General features: G+C 37.8%; 25 protein-coding genes and 1 pseudogene. 15 read left to right on the top strand and 11 right to left on the bottom strand.

Going from position 1 to position 18,677, the window contains the following annotated elements; all coding sequences use genetic code 11:
• Window positions 1-564: 564 nt before the first annotated feature.
• The 3 genes from T530_RS0110300 to T530_RS0110290 all read right to left on the bottom strand — a co-directional run bounded on the left by T530_RS0110300 (window position 565) and on the right by T530_RS0110290 (window position 3,105).
• Window positions 565-1,566 (bottom strand): replication initiation protein, encoded by a 1,002-nt coding sequence (locus T530_RS0110300; protein WP_027728938.1) that lies wholly within the window; start codon window positions 1,564-1,566, stop codon window positions 565-567.
• A 453-nt stretch (window positions 1,567-2,019) separates the two neighbouring features.
• A complete protein-coding gene (locus T530_RS0110295) occupies window positions 2,020-2,331 on the bottom strand; it encodes a hypothetical protein (RefSeq protein ID WP_027728937.1) in 312 nt (103 codons plus the stop codon).
• Window positions 2,332-2,346: 15 nt separating this feature from the next.
• The gene (locus T530_RS0110290) at window positions 2,347-3,105 is read right to left on the bottom strand and encodes a ParA family protein (RefSeq protein WP_027728936.1); all 759 of its coding nucleotides are present in this window, start codon (window positions 3,103-3,105) and stop codon (window positions 2,347-2,349) included.
• Window positions 3,106-3,994: 889 nt separating this feature from the next.
• Here T530_RS0110290 and T530_RS0110275 point away from each other — a divergent pair.
• Entirely contained in the window at window positions 3,995-5,383 is a 1,389-nt protein-coding gene (locus T530_RS0110275) for a DNA methylase (protein WP_027728935.1), read from the top strand.
• A complete protein-coding gene (locus tag T530_RS14165; RefSeq protein ID WP_038074444.1) occupies window positions 5,380-5,577 on the top strand; it encodes a hypothetical protein in 198 nt (65 codons plus the stop codon). Before T530_RS0110275 ends, T530_RS14165 begins: the two co-directional genes overlap by 4 nt.
• An 18-nt stretch (window positions 5,578-5,595) precedes the next feature.
• Here the strand turns inward: T530_RS14165 and folE are convergent, their stop codons facing one another.
• Window positions 5,596-6,195: a GTP cyclohydrolase I gene (gene folE / locus T530_RS0110265; protein ID WP_027728934.1), complete on the bottom strand. Its 600-nt coding sequence runs from the start codon at window positions 6,193-6,195 to the stop codon at window positions 5,596-5,598.
• 257 nt (window positions 6,196-6,452) lie between these two features.
• Between folE and T530_RS0110260 the strand changes: the two genes are divergently transcribed.
• On the top strand, window positions 6,453-7,214 hold the full coding sequence (locus T530_RS0110260) for a hypothetical protein (RefSeq protein ID WP_252507368.1): 762 nt from the start codon (window positions 6,453-6,455) through the stop codon (window positions 7,212-7,214).
• Here T530_RS0110260 and T530_RS0110255 read toward each other — a convergent pair whose 3' ends face one another.
• From T530_RS0110255 to T530_RS0110240, 4 genes are all read right to left on the bottom strand, one after another.
• Complete coding sequence (locus tag T530_RS0110255; RefSeq protein ID WP_027728932.1) at window positions 7,215-8,012, bottom strand: hypothetical protein; 798 nt, start codon at window positions 8,010-8,012, stop codon at window positions 7,215-7,217. It abuts the gene before it with no gap.
• A gap of 40 nt (window positions 8,013-8,052) precedes the next feature.
• Complete coding sequence (locus tag T530_RS0110250; RefSeq protein ID WP_027728931.1) at window positions 8,053-8,421, bottom strand: hypothetical protein; 369 nt, start codon at window positions 8,419-8,421, stop codon at window positions 8,053-8,055.
• A 20-nt stretch (window positions 8,422-8,441) separates the two neighbouring features.
• Entirely contained in the window at window positions 8,442-9,062 is a 621-nt protein-coding gene (locus T530_RS0110245) for a flavodoxin family protein (RefSeq protein ID WP_027728930.1), read from the bottom strand.
• A 73-nt stretch (window positions 9,063-9,135) separates the two neighbouring features.
• Window positions 9,136-9,576 (bottom strand): hypothetical protein, encoded by a 441-nt coding sequence (locus T530_RS0110240; protein WP_156011625.1) that lies wholly within the window; start codon window positions 9,574-9,576, stop codon window positions 9,136-9,138.
• Window positions 9,577-9,750: 174 nt separating this feature from the next.
• Here T530_RS0110240 and T530_RS0110235 point away from each other — a divergent pair, with 174 nt between their 5' ends.
• The 3 genes and pseudogenes from T530_RS0110235 (at window position 9,751) to T530_RS15160 (ending at window position 10,559) form a co-directional block, all read left to right on the top strand.
• A complete protein-coding gene (locus T530_RS0110235) occupies window positions 9,751-10,221 on the top strand; it encodes a GNAT family N-acetyltransferase (RefSeq protein WP_027728928.1) in 471 nt (156 codons plus the stop codon).
• A 51-nt stretch (window positions 10,222-10,272) separates the two neighbouring features.
• Window positions 10,273-10,407, top strand: a pseudogene (locus T530_RS15325) (winged helix-turn-helix transcriptional regulator); the annotation flags it as partial.
• Window positions 10,408-10,412: 5 nt separating this feature from the next.
• Window positions 10,413-10,559: a hypothetical protein gene (locus T530_RS15160; protein WP_156011623.1), complete on the top strand. Its 147-nt coding sequence runs from the start codon at window positions 10,413-10,415 to the stop codon at window positions 10,557-10,559.
• Window positions 10,560-10,569: 10 nt separating this feature from the next.
• On the opposite strand, the gene T530_RS14160 is transcribed toward T530_RS15160, so the two are convergent.
• Window positions 10,570-11,115 (bottom strand): flavodoxin family protein, encoded by a 546-nt coding sequence (locus T530_RS14160; protein ID WP_038074438.1) that lies wholly within the window; start codon window positions 11,113-11,115, stop codon window positions 10,570-10,572.
• Between the two features lie 285 nt (window positions 11,116-11,400).
• On the opposite strand from T530_RS14160, the gene T530_RS15250 reads away from it, so the two are divergent.
• From T530_RS15250 to T530_RS0110210, 4 genes are all read left to right on the top strand, one after another.
• A complete protein-coding gene (locus T530_RS15250) occupies window positions 11,401-11,613 on the top strand; it encodes an AAA family ATPase (RefSeq protein ID WP_051537942.1) in 213 nt (70 codons plus the stop codon).
• Between the two features lie 70 nt (window positions 11,614-11,683).
• Window positions 11,684-12,562, top strand: a complete 879-nt coding sequence (locus T530_RS14155; RefSeq protein WP_252507367.1) for an ATP-binding protein — start codon at window positions 11,684-11,686, stop codon at window positions 12,560-12,562.
• Window positions 12,563-12,712: 150 nt separating this feature from the next.
• A complete protein-coding gene (locus T530_RS0110215) occupies window positions 12,713-13,690 on the top strand; it encodes a hypothetical protein (RefSeq protein ID WP_027728927.1) in 978 nt (325 codons plus the stop codon).
• Window positions 13,691-13,693: 3 nt separating this feature from the next.
• Window positions 13,694-14,233 carry a helix-turn-helix transcriptional regulator gene (locus tag T530_RS0110210; protein WP_027728926.1) on the top strand — a complete coding sequence of 180 codons (540 nt, stop codon included), beginning with the start codon at window positions 13,694-13,696 and terminating at the stop codon, window positions 14,231-14,233.
• Window positions 14,234-14,316: 83 nt separating this feature from the next.
• Here T530_RS0110210 and T530_RS15360 read toward each other — a convergent pair whose 3' ends face one another.
• On the bottom strand, window positions 14,317-14,553 hold the full coding sequence (locus T530_RS15360) for a transposase (RefSeq protein WP_371180460.1): 237 nt from the start codon (window positions 14,551-14,553) through the stop codon (window positions 14,317-14,319).
• Window positions 14,554-14,756: 203 nt separating this feature from the next.
• On the opposite strand from T530_RS15360, the gene T530_RS0110200 reads away from it, so the two are divergent.
• Window positions 14,757-15,389 carry a GNAT family N-acetyltransferase gene (locus tag T530_RS0110200; protein WP_027728924.1) on the top strand — a complete coding sequence of 211 codons (633 nt, stop codon included), beginning with the start codon at window positions 14,757-14,759 and terminating at the stop codon, window positions 15,387-15,389.
• Between the two features lie 12 nt (window positions 15,390-15,401).
• On the opposite strand, the gene T530_RS0110195 is transcribed toward T530_RS0110200, so the two are convergent.
• Window positions 15,402-16,349 (bottom strand): YafY family protein, encoded by a 948-nt coding sequence (locus T530_RS0110195; protein ID WP_027728923.1) that lies wholly within the window; start codon window positions 16,347-16,349, stop codon window positions 15,402-15,404.
• Between the two features lie 80 nt (window positions 16,350-16,429).
• Here T530_RS0110195 and T530_RS0110190 point away from each other — a divergent pair, with 80 nt between their 5' ends.
• From T530_RS0110190 to T530_RS0110175, 4 genes are read left to right on the top strand one after another with little or no spacing between them, the layout of a single operon-like run.
• The gene (locus T530_RS0110190; RefSeq protein WP_027728922.1) at window positions 16,430-17,062 is read left to right on the top strand and encodes a GyrI-like domain-containing protein; all 633 of its coding nucleotides are present in this window, start codon (window positions 16,430-16,432) and stop codon (window positions 17,060-17,062) included.
• Between the two features lie 11 nt (window positions 17,063-17,073).
• Window positions 17,074-17,334 carry a DUF3781 domain-containing protein gene (locus tag T530_RS0110185; RefSeq protein WP_027728921.1) on the top strand — a complete coding sequence of 87 codons (261 nt, stop codon included), beginning with the start codon at window positions 17,074-17,076 and terminating at the stop codon, window positions 17,332-17,334.
• A 1-nt stretch (window position 17,335) separates the two neighbouring features.
• Window positions 17,336-17,977, top strand: a complete 642-nt coding sequence (locus tag T530_RS14150) for an SAP domain-containing protein (protein WP_051537940.1) — start codon at window positions 17,336-17,338, stop codon at window positions 17,975-17,977.
• Window positions 17,978-17,988: 11 nt separating this feature from the next.
• Window positions 17,989-18,546 (top strand): ClbS/DfsB family four-helix bundle protein, encoded by a 558-nt coding sequence (locus tag T530_RS0110175; protein WP_027728920.1) that lies wholly within the window; start codon window positions 17,989-17,991, stop codon window positions 18,544-18,546.
• Window positions 18,547-18,677 lie beyond the last annotated feature (131 nt).

The following is an 18,677-nucleotide window of genomic DNA, read 5'->3' as shown; positions in this document are numbered from 1 at the left end:
TCCTGAAATTCTCAAATTATCGCATATACCCCATAGGGGTATAATCTTAATTCGGAGTATATACCTGCCAGGGGTATATGTCAATAAGCAGCAAAAATATTATCAAATTCAAAAAGTGGATATAAGGAGTCGTTAAACTACAAAAAAAAAGAAGAAAAGTGGAATTTGGTAGTCGAAGTGGATATCAGTAGTCAATTACAGATTCTGTCTACCAAAATGGTGGATAATGGTAGTTTTTCAGGTGGAATTTGGTAGTTATTCACTAACAACTACCAAATTCCACTGTTTAAAATTTTAAACAGACTACCTCTATCCACCTGGTTAACGACTACTGATTTCCACCCGAAAAATCTTCGTTAACAGTTAAGATAGTGTTTAAAAATTCATACAAATTTGGTTCAAGAGCAGAAAAAATTTAAAAATCTTGGATATTAGTAGTCGTAACTCCTATACCCTACCAAAAATCGACCTGAGTTAAAAAACAAACGACTACCAATATCCAAAACTATGGATTCTGGTAGTCGTTACTGGTTATCATTTGAAAAATATGGATTTAAGTAGTCGTTACAATCCCTGAGCCTTAAGAATATCAACTGCCCTTGCGTCAGTTACCATTTCCATCTCAAAAGGAAGTTCATTCTGCAGCTTTGCAGTTCTTACAGCTTCTTCCCACTGCTCAGGAAACTTTGTCTTATAATGCTGGATTTCAAGCTCTTCCTGATTAATCACCTGTTTTTCATTAATTTCTTCCGGTGTATCAGTACTTTCAATTTTCAGAATATCTGACTGAGTACATGTAAATTCAAATCCGACCGTCTTATGATTTTCGACAATTTTTGCATAAGACATCTGGAAATCTTTATTAACCTTATTCACTTCTTCAATAGGATTTTTTACAACCTTTGTGATGAAGTTATTCATTCTGTCTTTATATGCATCTTTATCGATTTTGAACATCGTTTTAATTTCATCAACCTTTAACGGAAATTTCCATTCATTTTTCTTATTTCCGTAGCGGCCTTTCATATTGTAAAAAGAACAGGCAAGTTCAAAATACCTGAGGGCGTAGAACGACTGAATCTCACCAATTGTCTTTATGTTCATTGCAGAGAACTGCTTGATTTCTTTCCACTCCTGAATTGCAAGTCCGATCTGAGGGTTAAAATCCAATTCAATCAAATCGTTTGCTTTATCATAGGTCGCAGAAGAAAACCATGTATAGGCCTTATACTTTTCTTCAGTATTTTCAACCTGAATTACACTTGTTGATAGTTCCTCTACTGCTCTTTTTACCTGTTTGTAGGTATTTGAGCCTTTTGAAATTCCCAAACGATTAATGAATTCAGAAATGGAAAATGAACTCTTAAAATGATGAAGAACATCAATATTTGTATAAACGGTTGAGTTCAGATTTTCTGGATAATGATTGATTTTAAGAATACAGTAAGCTATTAATTTTCTGGCAGTTGGACTGCATGAATAAATACCACGGCTTATACTGTTTGACTGTACAACAATTTCTTTATCCTTCGATATTTTCGTCGAAGGAATACTTTTTGAATTCATAAAAGCCCCTCATTCTTTTATAAATTTATATATTTATTATTTAACGGACGTCTAATTTCTGTTAAAATATAGATTTAAGAGCCCACCCGACTACTTATGTCCATGCTTTCAACTACTTATGTCCATTTGTCGACTACTTTTTTCCACAAATTCGACTACTGAAGTCCAAATTTTAGGCAAAATCAGGACAATGACTTTAAATCCTGAAATTTCAAAGTTATACGACTACTAAAAGTATAAAACTGGTAGTTTATATTTTCAACATTATTTTTCCCATATGAGGGCTTTTTGAAGGAAATTTTACAATTTTTATAAAGAACGACTACTATTATCCACTTTTTGGGACGTTTTTATCGGCTATTTCTGTTTTATAGGGAAACGACTACTTATTTCCACTATTTCTTCTTTTATTCTCACGATTTTTGGTGGAAAAAAGTAGTCGTTCAATTTTTTTTAGACTTCCTGATGAACTTCGCGCAAGCCGCCCTTGTTCAGCATGTATTTTCCGCTTTGAACATCACTTATCAGATGGAGCATTGCTATCTCTACTCCCTGAGTTGTATTTAAATCGTGCTCAATAAAGAACTGCTTCCAGGCTTTTCTTGTAGATTCTTTTACCAGCATTGTTAGATGTACGTCTTTTTCCGGCTCTTTATGGTTTTCAGCAGCCGCTTCAACTTTTTTAGATTTTCCAGGATTGAGCAAATCCGAAAAAACATCTGTATTACCTGCCAAATCTTCCGGTTTAATTTTTACTCCTGCCATTTTTTTTACCCTACCCTATTTTAAATCTTCTGCAAGTTTCTTGATTGTATCAAGCGTTTCTTTTTTTGTTCCGTTGAAATCCTGAATGGCAATGTGCGCGCTCTGAACTTTACGGTATGCCTGATCTACCGGAATTACATAAAGATTATAACCGTGGTCTTTTAATGGCAAAAACTGATTTAGAATAATTCCCTGCTGCGAGATTCTGTCATCTTTTGCATTGAATACAATTTTGTTAAAGGTAGGACGTGCTTCGTCTTCTTCAAGGTTGTCGTTGATGAATGACTGAAGGCGGTCATTGAAAATCTGAAGTCCGTCTTTTGAAAATTCATCCAGCTGAAGAACAGCCACGATTTCATTGGTTGCATAAAAGATTCCTCGTTCAAAGTTTCCAAAACTTGGTGAAGTATCAATTACGCAGTAGTCAAAATTTTTGGCAATCTCTTTAAGGGTCTTTTTGATTTTTCCCTGATTACCGCCAGCCTTGTTCTCCGAGTATTCTTTAAGCTCTCCACCAATTCCGGCAGTCGGGATAATAAAGAGGTTCTGTGTTGATGTCTGGTTTATACACTGATCCATGCCGCATTTTCCGTTCAGCAAATCTGCAAACTCATACTGCATTGTCTGGATGTTTAGCCAGGTTGTTGCGTTACCCTGAGGGTCTGCATCTATAAGAATTGTCCTTCCAGATTTTGCAAGTTCAACCGCAAGACTCACTGCTGTGGAGGTTTTTCCTACCCCACCCTTTTGCAAAGCTACAGTGATAATTTTCATAAAAAATAGCCTCCCAAAATGTTTTTTAATTTTCAAGCTTTTAATTTATTATACTTCAAGAAATCTTTTAAGTCCATACCAAAATACCGCAGTTTATACTAATATACTACCGTAATACCGCGTAATAAGGTAGAGTATAGGTAGTAACTAGGTAGATATTAGGTAATAAATACCGCAATACCGCAATATTAGGTATGTTTTAAAACCGGCCCTAGGATTGCTTCTGACGCGTTCTTTTCAAAAAATCATGTAATATCATTACCACCCCCCCTCAGAAGCCCATTTTTGCCCCTTTTTTGAATTTTTGAAAATCCGGAAAAAAAATTATGGGCGGGGGCCAATTTCCTAGTCGCAACTCCGGGTTCGCTAACGCTCATTCGTCCGCTTCGCTCCCGAACAAGCCCTCCGTTTCTCCCGCCGGGTGGGGACTGACAATTGTGAACGGTGCTTAAGAAACGGCACTGCAAATTTGTAGGACAAGAAAATGCGTAGCGGGGGTTCATGATTTGCGACGCTTTTTTCACGATGAGGGGCACACAACGCGTAAAGAAGCCTACAGAGCAAGCGCAGCTTGCGGCGAGCGAAAAGCTGGCGGAGCAAAGCATGGTTCCACGCGGAAGCATTTTCGTTTTCCTGCATATTAATTTTCCTGGTGGATAACAGTAGTTGTTGCAATAGGTGGAATTTGGTAGTTGTAATTCTGTTTTCTAAACTGCCCTGAATAATCATCAGTGTCTACCTAGATATTCGGTATATACCGTAACAGTTAATCATATTGCGGTATTGCGGTAAATACTAGGTAAATCGGTATAAAGGTATCGTGCAAACTTAATTTTTTAATCTCAAAATTTACGCTATACTATTTATCATCCCCAGTGCGGAATAATCAATGGACAACAAAACCTATATCGCAATTGATTTAAAAACTTTTTATGCCTCTGTAGAATGCCGTGAACGCGGACTGGATCCATTGACGACTAAACTTGTAGTTGCAGACAAAAGCCGCACGAGTAAAACAATCTGTCTTGCTGTAACACCGGCCCTGAAAGCTTACGGACTGAGCGGTCGTTCACGACTTTTTGAGGTAGAAGCAAAAGCCCGCGAAATCAAAAGGCAGACCGGCAGGGAACTTGAATATATTGTGGCCGTTCCGCGAATGGCGCTTTATATTCAGTATTCAACCCGAATCTATAATGTCTATCTGAAATACTTTGCGCCAGAAGATATTCACGTTTATTCAATTGATGAAGTTTTTATAGATGCCACATCTTATCTTTCTTTCTATAATTTGACGGCTCACGAGCTTGCTGTAAAAGTTATTCACAATGTCCTTTCAGAAACCGGCATTACTGCAACGGCTGGAATTGCGCCAAATCTTTATCTTTGTAAAATTGCAATGGATATTGTTGCAAAGCATATTCCCGCAGATAAGGACGGAGTTCGCATTGCAGAACTTGATATTCCGTCTTATCGCCGCCAGCTCTGGAATCATCAGCCAATAACTGATTTCTGGAGGGTAGGGAAGGGGACAGCCCGCCGGCTTGAAAAATATTTTATTCGCACTATGGGAGATATTGCCCGAACTTCTCTTTCGAATCCCGAGATTTTGTATGACGAGTTTGGAATTGATGCTGAAATTCTGATGGATCACGCATGGGGACTTGAACCTGTGGGGATGAAGGATATTAAAAAATACAAATCTCAGGCAAAAAGTTTTGGTAGCGGTCAGGTTCTTCACGAGCCTTACACTTTTGAAAAAGCAAAAATCATTGTGCGCGAGATGGCAGAACTTCTTGCTCTTGATTTGTTCAAAAAAGAGTTCGTTGCAGATTCATTTACGCTTTATGTGGTATATGATATTGAAAGTCTTAATCTTAAAGATTTTGATGGCGAAGTTGTCAGTGATTATTACGGCCGCGAAGTTCCAAAGCCCGTTCACGGAAGCTGGACTTTTGGGAGTGAAACGAATTCTTCAAAAATTATTGTAGAAGGCTTTGTCTCGCTTTTTGAAAAGATTGTGAATCCCCTCTGGCTTGTACGCCGTGTAAATCTTACTGCCAATGGAGTTAAACCTCTGAGCGAACGTCAGCCAGGTCTTTTTGATGAAGTTGATAAAAAAGAAGGCGGTTTAAATCAGGAAAAAGAAGACAGCCTTCAAAAAGCGCGTCTTAAAATCATCAAAAAATATGGAAAGAATGCAATCCTAAAGGGAATGAATCTGGAAGAAGGTGCAACAACCATAGACCGCAATCAGCAGATAGGAGGGCACAAGGCATGAAAACTGAAAAAGATTACTCAGACATCATAAATCACGAGTGGAATTATGATTCCCTTTCTAACCGTATGCCTCTTTCCCAGCGAGCAAAAATCTTTCTTCCTTTTGCAGCACTTACAGGTTATGATGAAGCCTTGCAGGAAACTCTTCGGGCAGAAATTGCCGAAATGGAAGAAAAACACGGAGAGAAATTATAAATCGTATTCACCTGAGTTTTACAGCTGTCCCTGAATCAGCTGGTAGAATTCAGCGCGTAGTTTGCTTCCGGACAGGAATTTTCCAGTAAGTTCAGCTGTTTTTGTAATTACGTCTTTTTTTGCGCCTCGGAACTGAATGCATCCGTGCTTTGCTGTTATGACAACGGCAACGTCTTCTGCTCCTGTTGCCAGTTGTACACATTCTGCAATGTCCATTCCAATTTTTTCCTGCAGGCTAGGGCGTTTTGCGCAAAGCTCGGCAATTCTTGCAAGTTTTGAAAGTCCGATTACTTTTCCCTTTGGAATATAGCCGATATAAACTGTCATGTCATACATTGGCAGCAGGTGATGCTCACACATTCCGTTCAAGCCGGGACCTTCAATTTTTTCAACGACAATTCCGGTTGCCGGATTATCAAAAAGAACTTTATTATATTCTGCGATTTCTTCGTTTGTATATTTACAGCCTTCAAAAATTTCTTCAAAGGCTCTTGCTACGCGGTCAGGAGTTTCAGCAAGACCGGGACGGTTTGTGTCTTCACCAATGGCTTCGAACATCAGTTTTACGGCCTGTTTGATTTTTTCATGGTCAAAATCGGGTTTTGTCGGTAATGTCATAAATCATACTCCTGCAGCAATGGGGCATACTCTCATCAAAAATTACGATTTTCATAATATCATTTTCTGAAATAATTTTTAAGATGTTTTGATTACTTGTCTTTTTAGATAACTTGTATCAAGATAAAAATATGCATTATCATCTTCCAGGCCTCTTTGAATTTTACGAACTTTATAAGGGCTTTCTTCCTTTGTGGCGAGAGCATCGGAACTGGTTTTACGAATGGTGTGATATTGGTTCGATTTATGGAGCACCCATGGATTGCCTGTGGGGTGGGGGACGGGTTGGATTTGGAGATGCTGCCCCGGATGACGTTATTGCTCTGATGAATGAATATGGAATTTCTGCCCGTCTTACCTTCAGTAATTCACTTCTGAAAAAAGAGCATCTGTCAGATAAAAAATGCAACCAGCTTTGCAAACTTTTTTCTTCTACAAAAAAAGAAAAGAACGGTGTAATCGTGCATTCGGATTTACTGACGGACTATCTTAAGGAAAATTATCCGGAACTTTATCTTGTTTCTTCTACTACAAAGGTAATTACAGATTTTGATGATTTTGAAGCGGAATTGAATAGAAGGGAATTTGAATATGTTGTTCCGGATTTTCGCCTGAATAAGAGTTTTGAGCGTCTTTCATCTCTTTTGAAAAATCAGAAAGATAAAGTTGAATTCCTTTGTAATGAATGCTGTGATTTTGCCTGTAAAAATCGTAAACGCTGTTATGAAAATGTGAGCCGTAAAAATCTTGGTGAAGAGGTGTCAGAACATAAATGCAGGGCTCCTGGCGGGCAAGACGGTTATAAGTTCTCCCTTGCAATGAAAAATCCGGCATTTATCAGTATTGAAGATATTCAGAAAACCTATATTCCGCTGGGATTTTCAAATTTTAAGATAGAAGGTCGAGGACTTGGAAGTGCAGTCGTGCTGGAATTTCTACTGTACTATATGACAAAACCAGAGTGCCAGCTGGAAGTGCGTGAAGCAATTTACCTTGATTCGATGCTGGATTTATTTTAATTATCTATATCCACAGGTAAACTGCAGCTCTAAATGATCTTCTGGTGTCCATCCAAATTCTAAATCACAGATTACATAGCCTTCAAAAACCCAACCTCGTATATCGTTATATACAATTTCCAGCCAGCGACCTGACTTTCCATCGATAATTTCTTCTTCTTCGGTCGCATTTATAACTTCTATTTCCGTACCCCACTGTTCTTCCCCGGGGAGTTCTTCATCCTTGTAGAACAAATAAATCTTGTTTGTTTCATTTATGCCGGGCTTGTCTCTTACAAAAAGTCGTTCCTTTACCCAAAACCAACCATTATATCTGGCATTTCGGATAGTCCACTGCTTTCCAGAACTGTTTATACGTCCGACAACTGCCCAGTACCCTTTATCGTAGAAATCACATTCCTCTGCGAACATATATCCTTTCTTGCCTTCAACTTCTACATAGTATGTGTAATAAGGTTCTTCGTCCGCCCTGCTGATTTTTAGTATTTCCATAATGTGAATGACTTTGCCTGAGCAGTCGTTAATAAGAGGGAATATGCCCCCTTCTTGAATAAGGCAGTATTTTGTCTCATACAGATAGCTGTAATGTTCCCAGAGAGCTTTGTTTTTTTCTGGAAAATCTATATTTTCAGCCATTTTTATGGTTTGCACATGCTTACGCCGAACTATCTGCAACTCGTTATCGCCCCAGGTTTCTTCGGCTATGACTGTTCCATTGCCATTATTATAGTTTTGGGAAAAAGCAAGCGAAAGGCTGGCGGTAAAAATAAGTGTAAAAATTGCAATCAGTTTTTTCATTATTTTTCATTTTAATAAATAATTATTGCAATTTACAAGTTCAGGATTCCTTCCAGCTTATAAAATATTCTTTTGCTTTTAGTTCGTTTATATCCCGGTAATTTTTCCAGATAGTTGTAGTTCCTTTTTTATTGAATTTTAGTGTTCCTGGAATTTTGAATTCTACATCGGTTAAAAATTTTAAGACATTCAAAAACTCTTCTTTTGAATAATTCTGAAAAAAGTCTTCTTTCAGGCGTAGTTCTTTAAAGTGTGTATATATATTGCTGTATTCACCGTTTCCGTTATTTTCAATTATGACACTTGTAAAAATTAACTGTTTATCCTGTTGAGCTATCGATAAATCATAATCATATATGCTGTCTCGGTCACCAGTTCTATAATGCGGGAAAATAATTGGAAATTTCATAGGCTTCTCATATAGCACTTTTACTTTTTGATAAAATGAGTTGGAGTCCATTCTTCTTTTTGAGGAAGGCCGAACTTTTCTTTTCCGAGGGCTATGCTCTTCATTAAAAAGCTCATGTTGCGGGCAAGAGTACGCATGGTCTGCAGGCCTTCGGCATCAAGTTCAGCGTCGCCTTTTTCGCGGCCGTGAAGACTGTTCCAGTACTGGCTTGAAGCAACTGGCATTCCGCAGATTGTAAAGTATTTATTCAGTTCGTCAAATGTTGCAGAACATCCGCCGCGGCGGGCAACAACAACGCTGGCACCAACTTTCATTGTTTTATCAAAGTGGGTACTGTAAAAAAGTCTGTCCAGACAGGCGATAAGTGTTGCATTTGCAGAGGCATAGTAAACTGGGCTTGCAAGGATAAGACCATCTGTGGCTTCAAACTTAGATGCGATTTCGTTTACTGCATCATCAAAAGCACATTTTCCAGTTTTTCCGCAGGAACCGCAGGCAATACAGCCACGAATATCTTTGTTCCCAATCTGTAGTGTTTCTGTTTCAATATTTTCCTGCTCAAAAATTTTGGCGAGTTCGTTTATTGCAACTGTTGTGTTTCCGTTTACCCGCGGGCTTCCGTTTAAAATTAATACTTTCATGATCTTACCTCTTAATTTATACACCCTTGCAAGTGCAAATCATATCTTCCCATAAATATTCTATTATTTTCTCTTATCGATTTCCAGAATTGCATGGCTTGTTACTGTCTCTGTCAATTTTTTCTGCAACCAGATAAAGTGAAAGGGGTTCTTCTTTTATACTTACTTTTTCTTCTCCGCAAATTTCTTCCGAAAGTATTTTCATCAATATATAAATACAAGTTTCTTCTTTTTTTAAGCGGAAAGATCTTGTTTTTGGTTTTTCTGCCTCATTATCAATAATCTGCATCCTATATGGAAAATTTTTATCGTTGGAGTTTTCAATCCATGCCAGATATTCATGCTTTGATTTAGAAAGTTCTTCATAGTGCTCTTCCACAAATTTCAAAAGCGGAAAAATAGTCTGGTTTTTATCTATATTTTTTGGAGTGTAAGTAAGCCCCCAGCCAAGGTTCAAGTAAAAAGAGTCTATAGAAATGCAGATATCATCGTCGTTTTCTGAAAATGCCGGCATTGTGTTTGCGCAGCTTAGAATTAAGATTAGTACAAATATTTTATAAAACTTTTTTAAGCAGCGGAGTATGTATTTCATTGGTTTTTATACCTCTACAAATAGAATAGCACGAAATTTGAATTAGCATAGTGTCTAGTGAGAATATATCTATTATAATTAAAGAGCGAGGTATAAATGATTAATTACAAAAAAGCAGATTTGAATGAACTTGATGAAATTATAAGATGTCGTATGGAATTTATCCGGGAAGACATTGGGCCTCAGACTTCAGAAATGGAAGCCGCAATCCAAACCCAGCTTCAGGAATATCTTCCAAATCATCTGAACCGCGATTGTTATGTTTTTGCGGCAGAGGAAGATGAACGTATCATTTCAATTGCTTTTTTGCAGATTCTGGAAAAGCCTGCAAATCCAAATTTTCCTCATGGACGTATTGGAAATATTATGAATGTTTATACTGTTCCAGAAAAACGACGCCAGGGAATTGCCGGCAATGTCATCAAGCAGATTATGGATTTTGGTAAAACTCAGAATCTTGATTTCCTTGAACTCAAGGCAGCTCCGATGGGATATCAGCTGTATAAAAAACTCGGCTTCGAAGATGCCTGCAGTCGTTGCAAAGAAATGAATTTTAAGTGGGAATAAAAAATCTCGCAGTATTTTTTCTGCGAGATTCTAACTTGGTCTTGCAGTCCTGATTTATCAATTAACCGCAAGGTTTACGCGGTTGTTCCTCCAAAAACTGAATACAGTTTGACAGAACTTGGCAAATCGGTAATTCCAATTCTGGATGCCATGTGTTCCTGGGGACAGCAATTTATGGAAGAATAGGCGAGTTGTCTGACTCCACAATGCGTCAGGATGGTCTGGAAATCAAAAAACTCTACCCGGAAGAGAATGCCCAGGCTCGCTTCAAAATCAGCGGAACAAAAAAGTTTGCTTTTTACTGTAATCATCATGGTTTTTTCTGTAAAAAACTATAAAAACTATGAGTTAGCTGATTTTTTTTGTGACTTTTGTATTCGATAAGTTTACTTTTTTTACAATTCTGAAGCCGGAGCTTTTCAGGACTTCTTTAACTGCTCTGAAGGCGCCTGAGCTCTGACCGCAGATATAATTGAAGGGAAAAGGGGTTGTGCAGCTTGTTACTACAACTGCCTTTTTCCCTTTTTGAAGAGGAAGGGGTATGCCAAATTTTGATTCTGCCATCAAGACTCCAACAAGACGGTCAAAAAGTGATTTTAGTTTTCCGTTCATATTTCCCCAGTAAACTGGAGTGCCAACAAAAATCATATCACAGTGATTTATTTCTTCTGCAATCCTGTGAGCATCGTCGTTTGGAAGGATACAGTTTTTTTTGGAACGACAGGCCATGCATCCCCTGCAAAAATCAAAATCTAATTCGGCTGCATTCTCCCAAATGATTAAAACATTCTCTCTGGCAGAATATTTTTGCGATATTTTTTCAACTTCTTTTTTAAGTGTTTTTGATACATTACCATTCTTTCGCGGACTTCCGTTTAATACAAGAATTTTCATAGATCCTCCATTATAACCAGGTTAATATAACGATGTTATTTTATAATGTCAATCATTTTCCCACCTTTCAATTTAAATTGGTCTGGATATCTATTTGCATTTCATCGGCAAAAACAGGTATCTTGTCTGAATCTGCTTCATTCAAATTTTTTTAATGATTGACATTCCGTCTCTTATGCCTCAAAATGTCCTTAGGATTTCGTGATAAAATCCTAAAAAGTCCTTCGATATTTGTGATAAGTATGCATAAAAGTCGTTAGAATTTCGTGATTAAAAGAGAGCAGAATGTATAGAAAAATTATAGAAGACTTGCGAAAATGGAAAACTTCCAGAACAAGAAAGCCGCTTATTTTACAGGGTGCCAGACAAACTGGCAAAACCTGGATTATGAAGGAATTCGGCAGGCTTGATTATAAAAATACAGCTTATCTTTTCTGTCAGGAAAACCCTGCTCTGGAAAATCTTTTTAATGCCCCTTTTGGGAGTTTCACTGCATGAAGGAATTTCCTTTCCTGTCGGCAAGGTCAATTTTTTAAATCTTTATCCGCTTTCCTTCACTGAGTTCTTAATGGCGATAGGAAAAGAACAGCACGCAACTCTTATCAATTCAAAAAATCCAGATATGGAGCTTATAAAATCTTTCTCTCATGATTTCACTGAATTCTTAAGATATTATTTTTTCATTGGCGGAATGCCCGAAGCCGTTTCTACATGGGTTGAAACAAATGATTTTAATGAAGTGCGCCGTGTTCAAAAGGAACTTCTCAGAACTTACGAAAATGATGTTTCAAAGCACACAACAGACGAAATGGCAAATAAAATCAGGCAGGTATGGGATTCTGTCCCAAGCCAGCTTGCAAAAGAAAATAAGAAGTTTTTGTATTCAGTAGTAAAAGAAAGTGCCAGAGCACGTGAATATGAAAATGCAATCAACTGGCTTAAAAGCGCAGGACTTCTTATAAAGGTTCACCGCATAAACAAACCTGGAATTCCTATAAAAGCCTACGAGGATTTGGAAGCTTTCAAAATCTTTATCTTGGACACAGGACTTTTGTGCAGTATGACAAATCTCAGTGGCAAAGTTTTGCTGGAAGGTAACAGGCTTTTTACAGAATTTAAGGGTTCATTAACTGAGCAGTTTGTCTGCCAGCAGCTTATAAGTGAGTTTGGAATTGAGCCGTATTACTGGTCATCAAAGAGTAGCACTGCAGAAGTGGATTTTATTTTCCAAAATGATGATGAAATTGTTCCTATTGAGGTAAAGGCAGAAGTTAATCTTCAGGCAAAAAGCTTAAGGCAGTACAGGGAAACTTATAATCCAACGACAGCGTTACGCTTCTCACTCTCGGATTATAAGAATCACGGTGTCCTAAAAGACTGCCCCTTGTATGCATTGCCAATAATCAGGGAATTCTTGACGGAAAAATTGCGGTCATCTTTGCCCTGAACAAATGGCAGGACGAGGAACTTTTGTAAGCGTCAATTGACATTTAGTTTACAACTCAAATTACAACTTTTTGTATCTTGTATTTATCAGTTTGTAGATAGATAATTTAGATATTCGATGGCAAGCCGGCTACTTTCGAAAGGGGGACTTATGATTATCGAATTTCTTTTATCTTTTGGGGTGCTTTGTTTAACTGCGACTATGTGCAGTCTTACAAGCGGTGGTTTCGTATGGGAAATAATTGAGCCGGTCTTGTTGCCTGGAGTTTTACTGATTCTTGCAATGATGATTTTTCTTTCAGGATATGGAAAATCTTTCATTAAAATTTTCTCATCTACAAAAACAATAAATAAAACAGAATTGCCAGAACTAAAAAAAATGGAAACATCACTTAGTTTTTCATTTAAGGCTCTGATTTTTGTTTCAAGTTTTTTTATGCTCATCAGCGCAATTTATTTCTATCTGAATATTGATGAATGCCAGAGTCTAGGACCAAACCTTGCGACTATAATTTGTTCATTTTATTATCTTGCTTTCTTTGGAATGATGCTTATAACCCTAAAAGCCAAGCTTCGCCGCAATATCATAAATGTTATGACAGAAGAAAGCGATGCAGAAAATAAAACTGCAAGCCTTTCAAAAAAAGAAATCATTCTGAAAACATTTAAAATTTTGATTTCTATAGCTTTGATTGTAGGCTTGTATTTATTGGTTATGTTTACAAGTACAATTAATCACACTGAGCAGGAACCTTTGAGTTTTTATTATCTTAGAGATCTTCCCGGCTTGATTTATATTTTCATCCCGACATTTTTGCTGCTTACTATTTCCGGTAACTTCAAGATTTTTTTTAGCGCGTTAAAATGTGTTTTTAAGAATCAAAAGGTTTCAGTTTCACAAAAAGCATTATCAGTAAATTCAATAAAAACTTTTTGTACACTTCTGATTCTCGAAGGAATAATGACGACACTAGGCGGCTTTATGGGAATGCTTGTTCATCTTGAAGATCGTTCTGCGCTCGGAGTAAACTTTACCGTTGCCTGCGTCCCGCTTATTTATGCTTTGCTTCTTAATCTGGTTTTGCTTCCTGTAGAAAGTAAAGTTTCTCTGCTTTGTGATTCGGAATAGTTTATGCTGATAGATAGTATTCTTGTGATTGCTGGAATTGTAGTTTTTATGATTCCTGCAATTCTTCTAAAAGAAAAGGTGGCTCAGTTCAAGGTTGATTTTCCAGTCCAGATATCAAAATTTGCAATCCTAAGCGGGTCCTTTGTCTCAGTTGTAAAAATCCTAATTTTGATTTCTGATTTCGAACTGTTGCAGCAAGCTGATCAAGAGACCATTTCCTCAATTTCTTCAACAGCTTTTTTTATAATGATTTTTGTAAAGCTTCGTCCAGCTCTTATGGGAATTCTAATTAAGTTGATTTTACTACCATTTTCAAAAAAGAAGAATGATGATTCGATAAATCAGACAAACAAAGAAGCCCCCTTTGACGTCCTTTCTTCTCGCGAAAAAGAAGTGGCCCGCCTTGCAGCCCGCGGTTATTCAAATGTCCAGATTGCTGAAGAATTATTCATCAGCGTAGAAACTGTAAAACGCCACATGGCAACAATTTTCAAAAAACTCAAAATTGAGTCACGCAGGGAACTGAAAGATCTTCAAGCTTAAATGTTATCTCCAAATCAATTTTAAGTTTACCAAATTATAACACACCTTAAATCCATTCTCCACGAATCTTATAAGGCGTGATTTCAATGTTTCACGGTAACCTTACCGCTACCGCTGAAAAGAAAGTTGCGTCTAGCCATTACCCAGCTTTTTACACTACGCTCCGCAAAATTAGTCGAGAACGTTGCTTCTGGATATTTTATGAAGCTTTCAAGGTTTTGCCAGCGGTTAAGGCAGTAATTAACAGCTTCCTTTGTCTTTGAGGAATCAAGAATCATTTCCTTCTGTATCTTGTCTGAAAATTCTTTCTTTAATTTGATTTCAGGCGTATAATTAGGTAATTCAATTTAAGGAGGCTGGATGTCAAAATCTGGCAAAAGTTGGTTCATTGCTTAAAGCCTTGAAAGACTGGAACGACTAAGGTCGAATTTCAATTCTTTTTGGGCGGGTCTTTCAAGGTTTTTGTTTTAGGCTCAAAAACGGGTATTTCAAAAAACCCCTAAAACAATTCCTGGAGATAACAATGAACAACAATTATTCTATCCGCGTGGAAGAGCCACGCGATTATGAAGCAGTAGAAAATCTTACCAGAGATTCTTTCTGGAACGTTTATCGTCCTGGCTGTAGTGAGCATTATGTTCTTCACTGCTACCGGAATAACCCTGATTTTATTTCTGAGCTTTCCCTAGTTATGGAAGCTGATGGAAAAATCATCGGGCACGTGATGTATTCAAAGGCAGAGATTGAGCTTGATGAAGGCGGAATCCTGCATACCTGGACTTTCGGGCCAATCAGCATTAGTCCTGATTACAAAAGGAAGGGGTATGGTCTTGCTCTTTTGAAATATTCAATTGAAAAGGCCCGTAAAATGGGAATCGGATTTCTCTGTATGGAAGGAAATTACGAATTCTACAAGCATGCAGGATTTGACCTGGCATGTAAGCTTGGAATTCACTATCACGGAGAGCCAAAGGACGCAGAAGTACCATATTTCCTTGCACAGGAACTTATTCCAGGTTTCCTGAACGGAAGAAAAGGCACTTATTGCCCGCCAAAAGGCTATTTTGTGGCAGAAGAAAACCCGGAGGCTTTTGAAGCTTTCGATGCAAAATTTCCTTACAAGGAAAAATTAAAACTTCCCGGTCAGTTATTTTAGGGTAGGGTAAACTTAAGAGACAGCTGGTGAGCTTTCATATAAAGCCGCCAGCTTTTTTATTTTCATCTTAATCTTTTCGCGGACAAAAGCCGGTTCAAGACATTCACAATTTTCTCCCATTGAAAGAAGCATATCATAGGAATAATCACTTTCGACAAAAGGATAGCTTACAATAAAATGTTCGTCACCATCGGGAATAATCTGGTCTTGTGAGCAATAATCAAGTATGCGGTCAATATTTGATTTATGAATACGCAGTTTTATATCCGTTATTGTTTCTGGATTTACATTTTCAAAATCGAGGACAGGTGCTTTATATTCGCGCGGGGAAAAATCTTCTTCTGTGATTTTCAGTTCTGTCATACGCGAAAGCTTAAAAATCCGCCAGTCCTTTCGTACAAGGCAGAAGCCGTAAAAATACCAGTTGATTCCCTTCAGTACAAGCCGGTATGGTTCCACAGTGCGTTCTGTCTTATTGCTGCTGCCATCAAAATATGAAAAGGAAACAAGCTTATTTTTTTGCAGTGAAGTTTTGAGAATTTCAAGATAGGGCCTAATATTTTCGTTTCCGTACCAGGGTTTCATATCGATTATAATCTGACTAGCCTTTAGTTCAATCTCATCAGCTTTTTCCTTTGGAATAAAGCTTTTTATTTTTGCCATTGCGGCTGCAAGTTCGTCACTTTTTATCATTCCTGAAATGCTGGACAAGCCCATAAGAAGCGCCGAAAGATCATCTGAAGAAAAGACTTTTTTATCCACTTTATACGACGGAAGAATTTCAATGCCTCCGCCAACTCCCGGAACAGCACAAACCGGAATCCCGGCCAGGTTGATTGATTCAATGTCGCGGTAAATTGTTCGCTCGGAAACCTCAAAGCTTTTTGCAAGTTCATGAGCGCTCATCCGTTTTTTCTCAAGAAGAAGCATTATGATGCTTACCAATCTGTCAATTTTCATGTTTTTATTTTGAATTGTTGACAGATAGTTGTCAAGAATTGGATGGTAAAATTGGGGCATAAAACAGAAGGAGTAATATTATGGCATTTGATTTTAAGAAAGAATACAAGGAATTTTATCTTCCACCAAAGAAAGCTCAGATTGTAACTGTACCTGAAATGCAGTATGTCGCAGTACGCGGAAAGGGTAACCCAAACGAAGAAGGCGGTGACTATCAGAAAGCCGTAGGTCTTTTATATGCTATTTCGTACACAATCAAAATGAGCAAAAAAGGTGACCACAGAATTGAGGGCTATTTCGACTATGTTGTTCCGCCTCTGGAAGGGTTCTGGTGGCAGGACGGCACGGACGGATGTGATTATTCAGCTAAAGAGTCATTCTACTGGATTTCCGTAATGCGCTTACCGGACTTTGTGACAAAAGTGGATTTTGACTGGGCTGTTCAGGAAGTGACAAAAAAGAAAGGTCTGGACTGTTCGCGCGCAGAGTTATTGAAAATCAGCGAGGGCAAATGTGTTCAAATTATGCATGTCGGTTCATATGACGAAGAGCCTGCTTCGATAAAGCTGATGAATGATTTTTTAATGTATAGCGGTTACGAAAATGATTTTACGGATACGCGGCTTCATCATGAAATTTATCTTTCTGACCCGCGAAAGACCGCAGTGGAAAAACTCAAAACTGTAATCCGCCATCCGGTGAAAAAAATTTAGGAGATACCCCAATGGAAAACAAGCAAATCCTTTTAGACAACATTGCAAAAATCCACACGACGGAAATGGGAGCAGACAGAATCAGGCGGAACCTTGGGCTTGATAAAACTGCAACTGATTCAGACCCGGTTGAATATTGCAGAAAAAAAATTCTTTCTCCCGGCTGTAACATCTACAAACAGGGGAAAAACTGGTACTGCGAGATTGACGGAATAAGAATTACCGTTAATTCTTACAATTATACAATAATTACTGCGCATAAGATGAAGTAAAATGATACGACCGGAATTTGATGAAATCAAAAGCTTTGAAGAGTTTTCAAAATATTACTGGTATCGCGAGGAACTCATAAAAATCTGCCGCTCACTCGGACTTAAATATGATGGTGGAAAGATTGAACTGAACAAAGTTATTCAATCATATTTTGCAGGCGTAAAAATTTTACCGCAAAAAAAGATACGGAAGAAAAAAGCCAGAGATGAAAGAATAGTAACCATATCCGCTTCAGGCTTGACTTTATCGACCGGAGTGATTGAATGCGGTTTTACCTTTGGAAACCGATTTAGAGATTTTTTTGCCAGTCAGACAGGTCTTCAGAACTTTAAGTTCAATGCAGACATGGTTGCCACCGTCAAAAAAGTAAAAGAAAGTTGCGACACAAGCTTTACTCTGGGCGATCTTTTAGAAATTTATAACGGCAAAAAAACTTATGCAAAATACGACAGATCAGCATTACAATGGAACAAGTTCGTAAAAGATTTTTGTGCCGATCAGGCAACGGTAGTCTTTTCAGAACGGCTTAAGGCTGCTGCAAGGCTATGGAAAATTGTTCGGGAATCAGATAAGCCAAAAGTTTATTCACATGAATTGTTGGGTTTATTACTTCGATGTAATGACACTGACGCGGAATTTTAAAAGGAGAGACAATGCCAAGACCACGAGACAAAGAATCACTGCTTTCTGCAGCAAGAGAAAATTATGCAAAGCTGAATGAAATGATTGATGAATTGAGTGAAAAGGAACTTGCAAGCCCCTTCGATTTTTCGGGTGATGCAAGCAAAAAAGAAGCGCACTGGAGCCGCGATAAAAATGTACGCGACCTTCTTATTCACCTTTATGAATGGCATCAGCTGATGATTAAATTTATCGAAAACAATAAAAGCAATCCTGATGCAAAATCTGCAATTGCTTTTCTGCCGTCTGAGTACAGCTGGAAAACTTACGGTGCAATGAACCTTATGTTCTGGAATCGTCATCAGAAGACAAGTTTTGAAGATGCAAAGAAAATGCTTGCTGAAAGTCACAAAAAAGTGCTTGCCCTTGTTGAACAATACACCAACGAAGAACTTTTCACAAAAAAGTATTTTGCCTGGACTGGTACTACAGATTTAGGTTCGTATTTTGTAAGTTCAACTTCAAGTCACTACGACTGGGCAATCAAAAAGCTTAAGGCTCACAAGAAAAACTGCATTTCATCATCATAAACATGCATTTTATGTGAAAATCTAAGTTAATCCCTATAATTTGATATGTTGTGCCTTTGTCAATAGAGAATAAAAAAATGGAAGTAGCAGGCAGAAACTAACCGGCATTTGACCATTCTGATATACGTGGA

This window comes from Treponema sp. C6A8 (assembly GCF_000619925.1).
Lineage (GTDB): Bacteria > Spirochaetota > Spirochaetia > Treponematales > Treponemataceae > Treponema_D.
The sequence above is the reverse complement of the archived record's forward strand: the minus strand, read 5'-3'. Positions and strand labels throughout refer to the sequence as shown.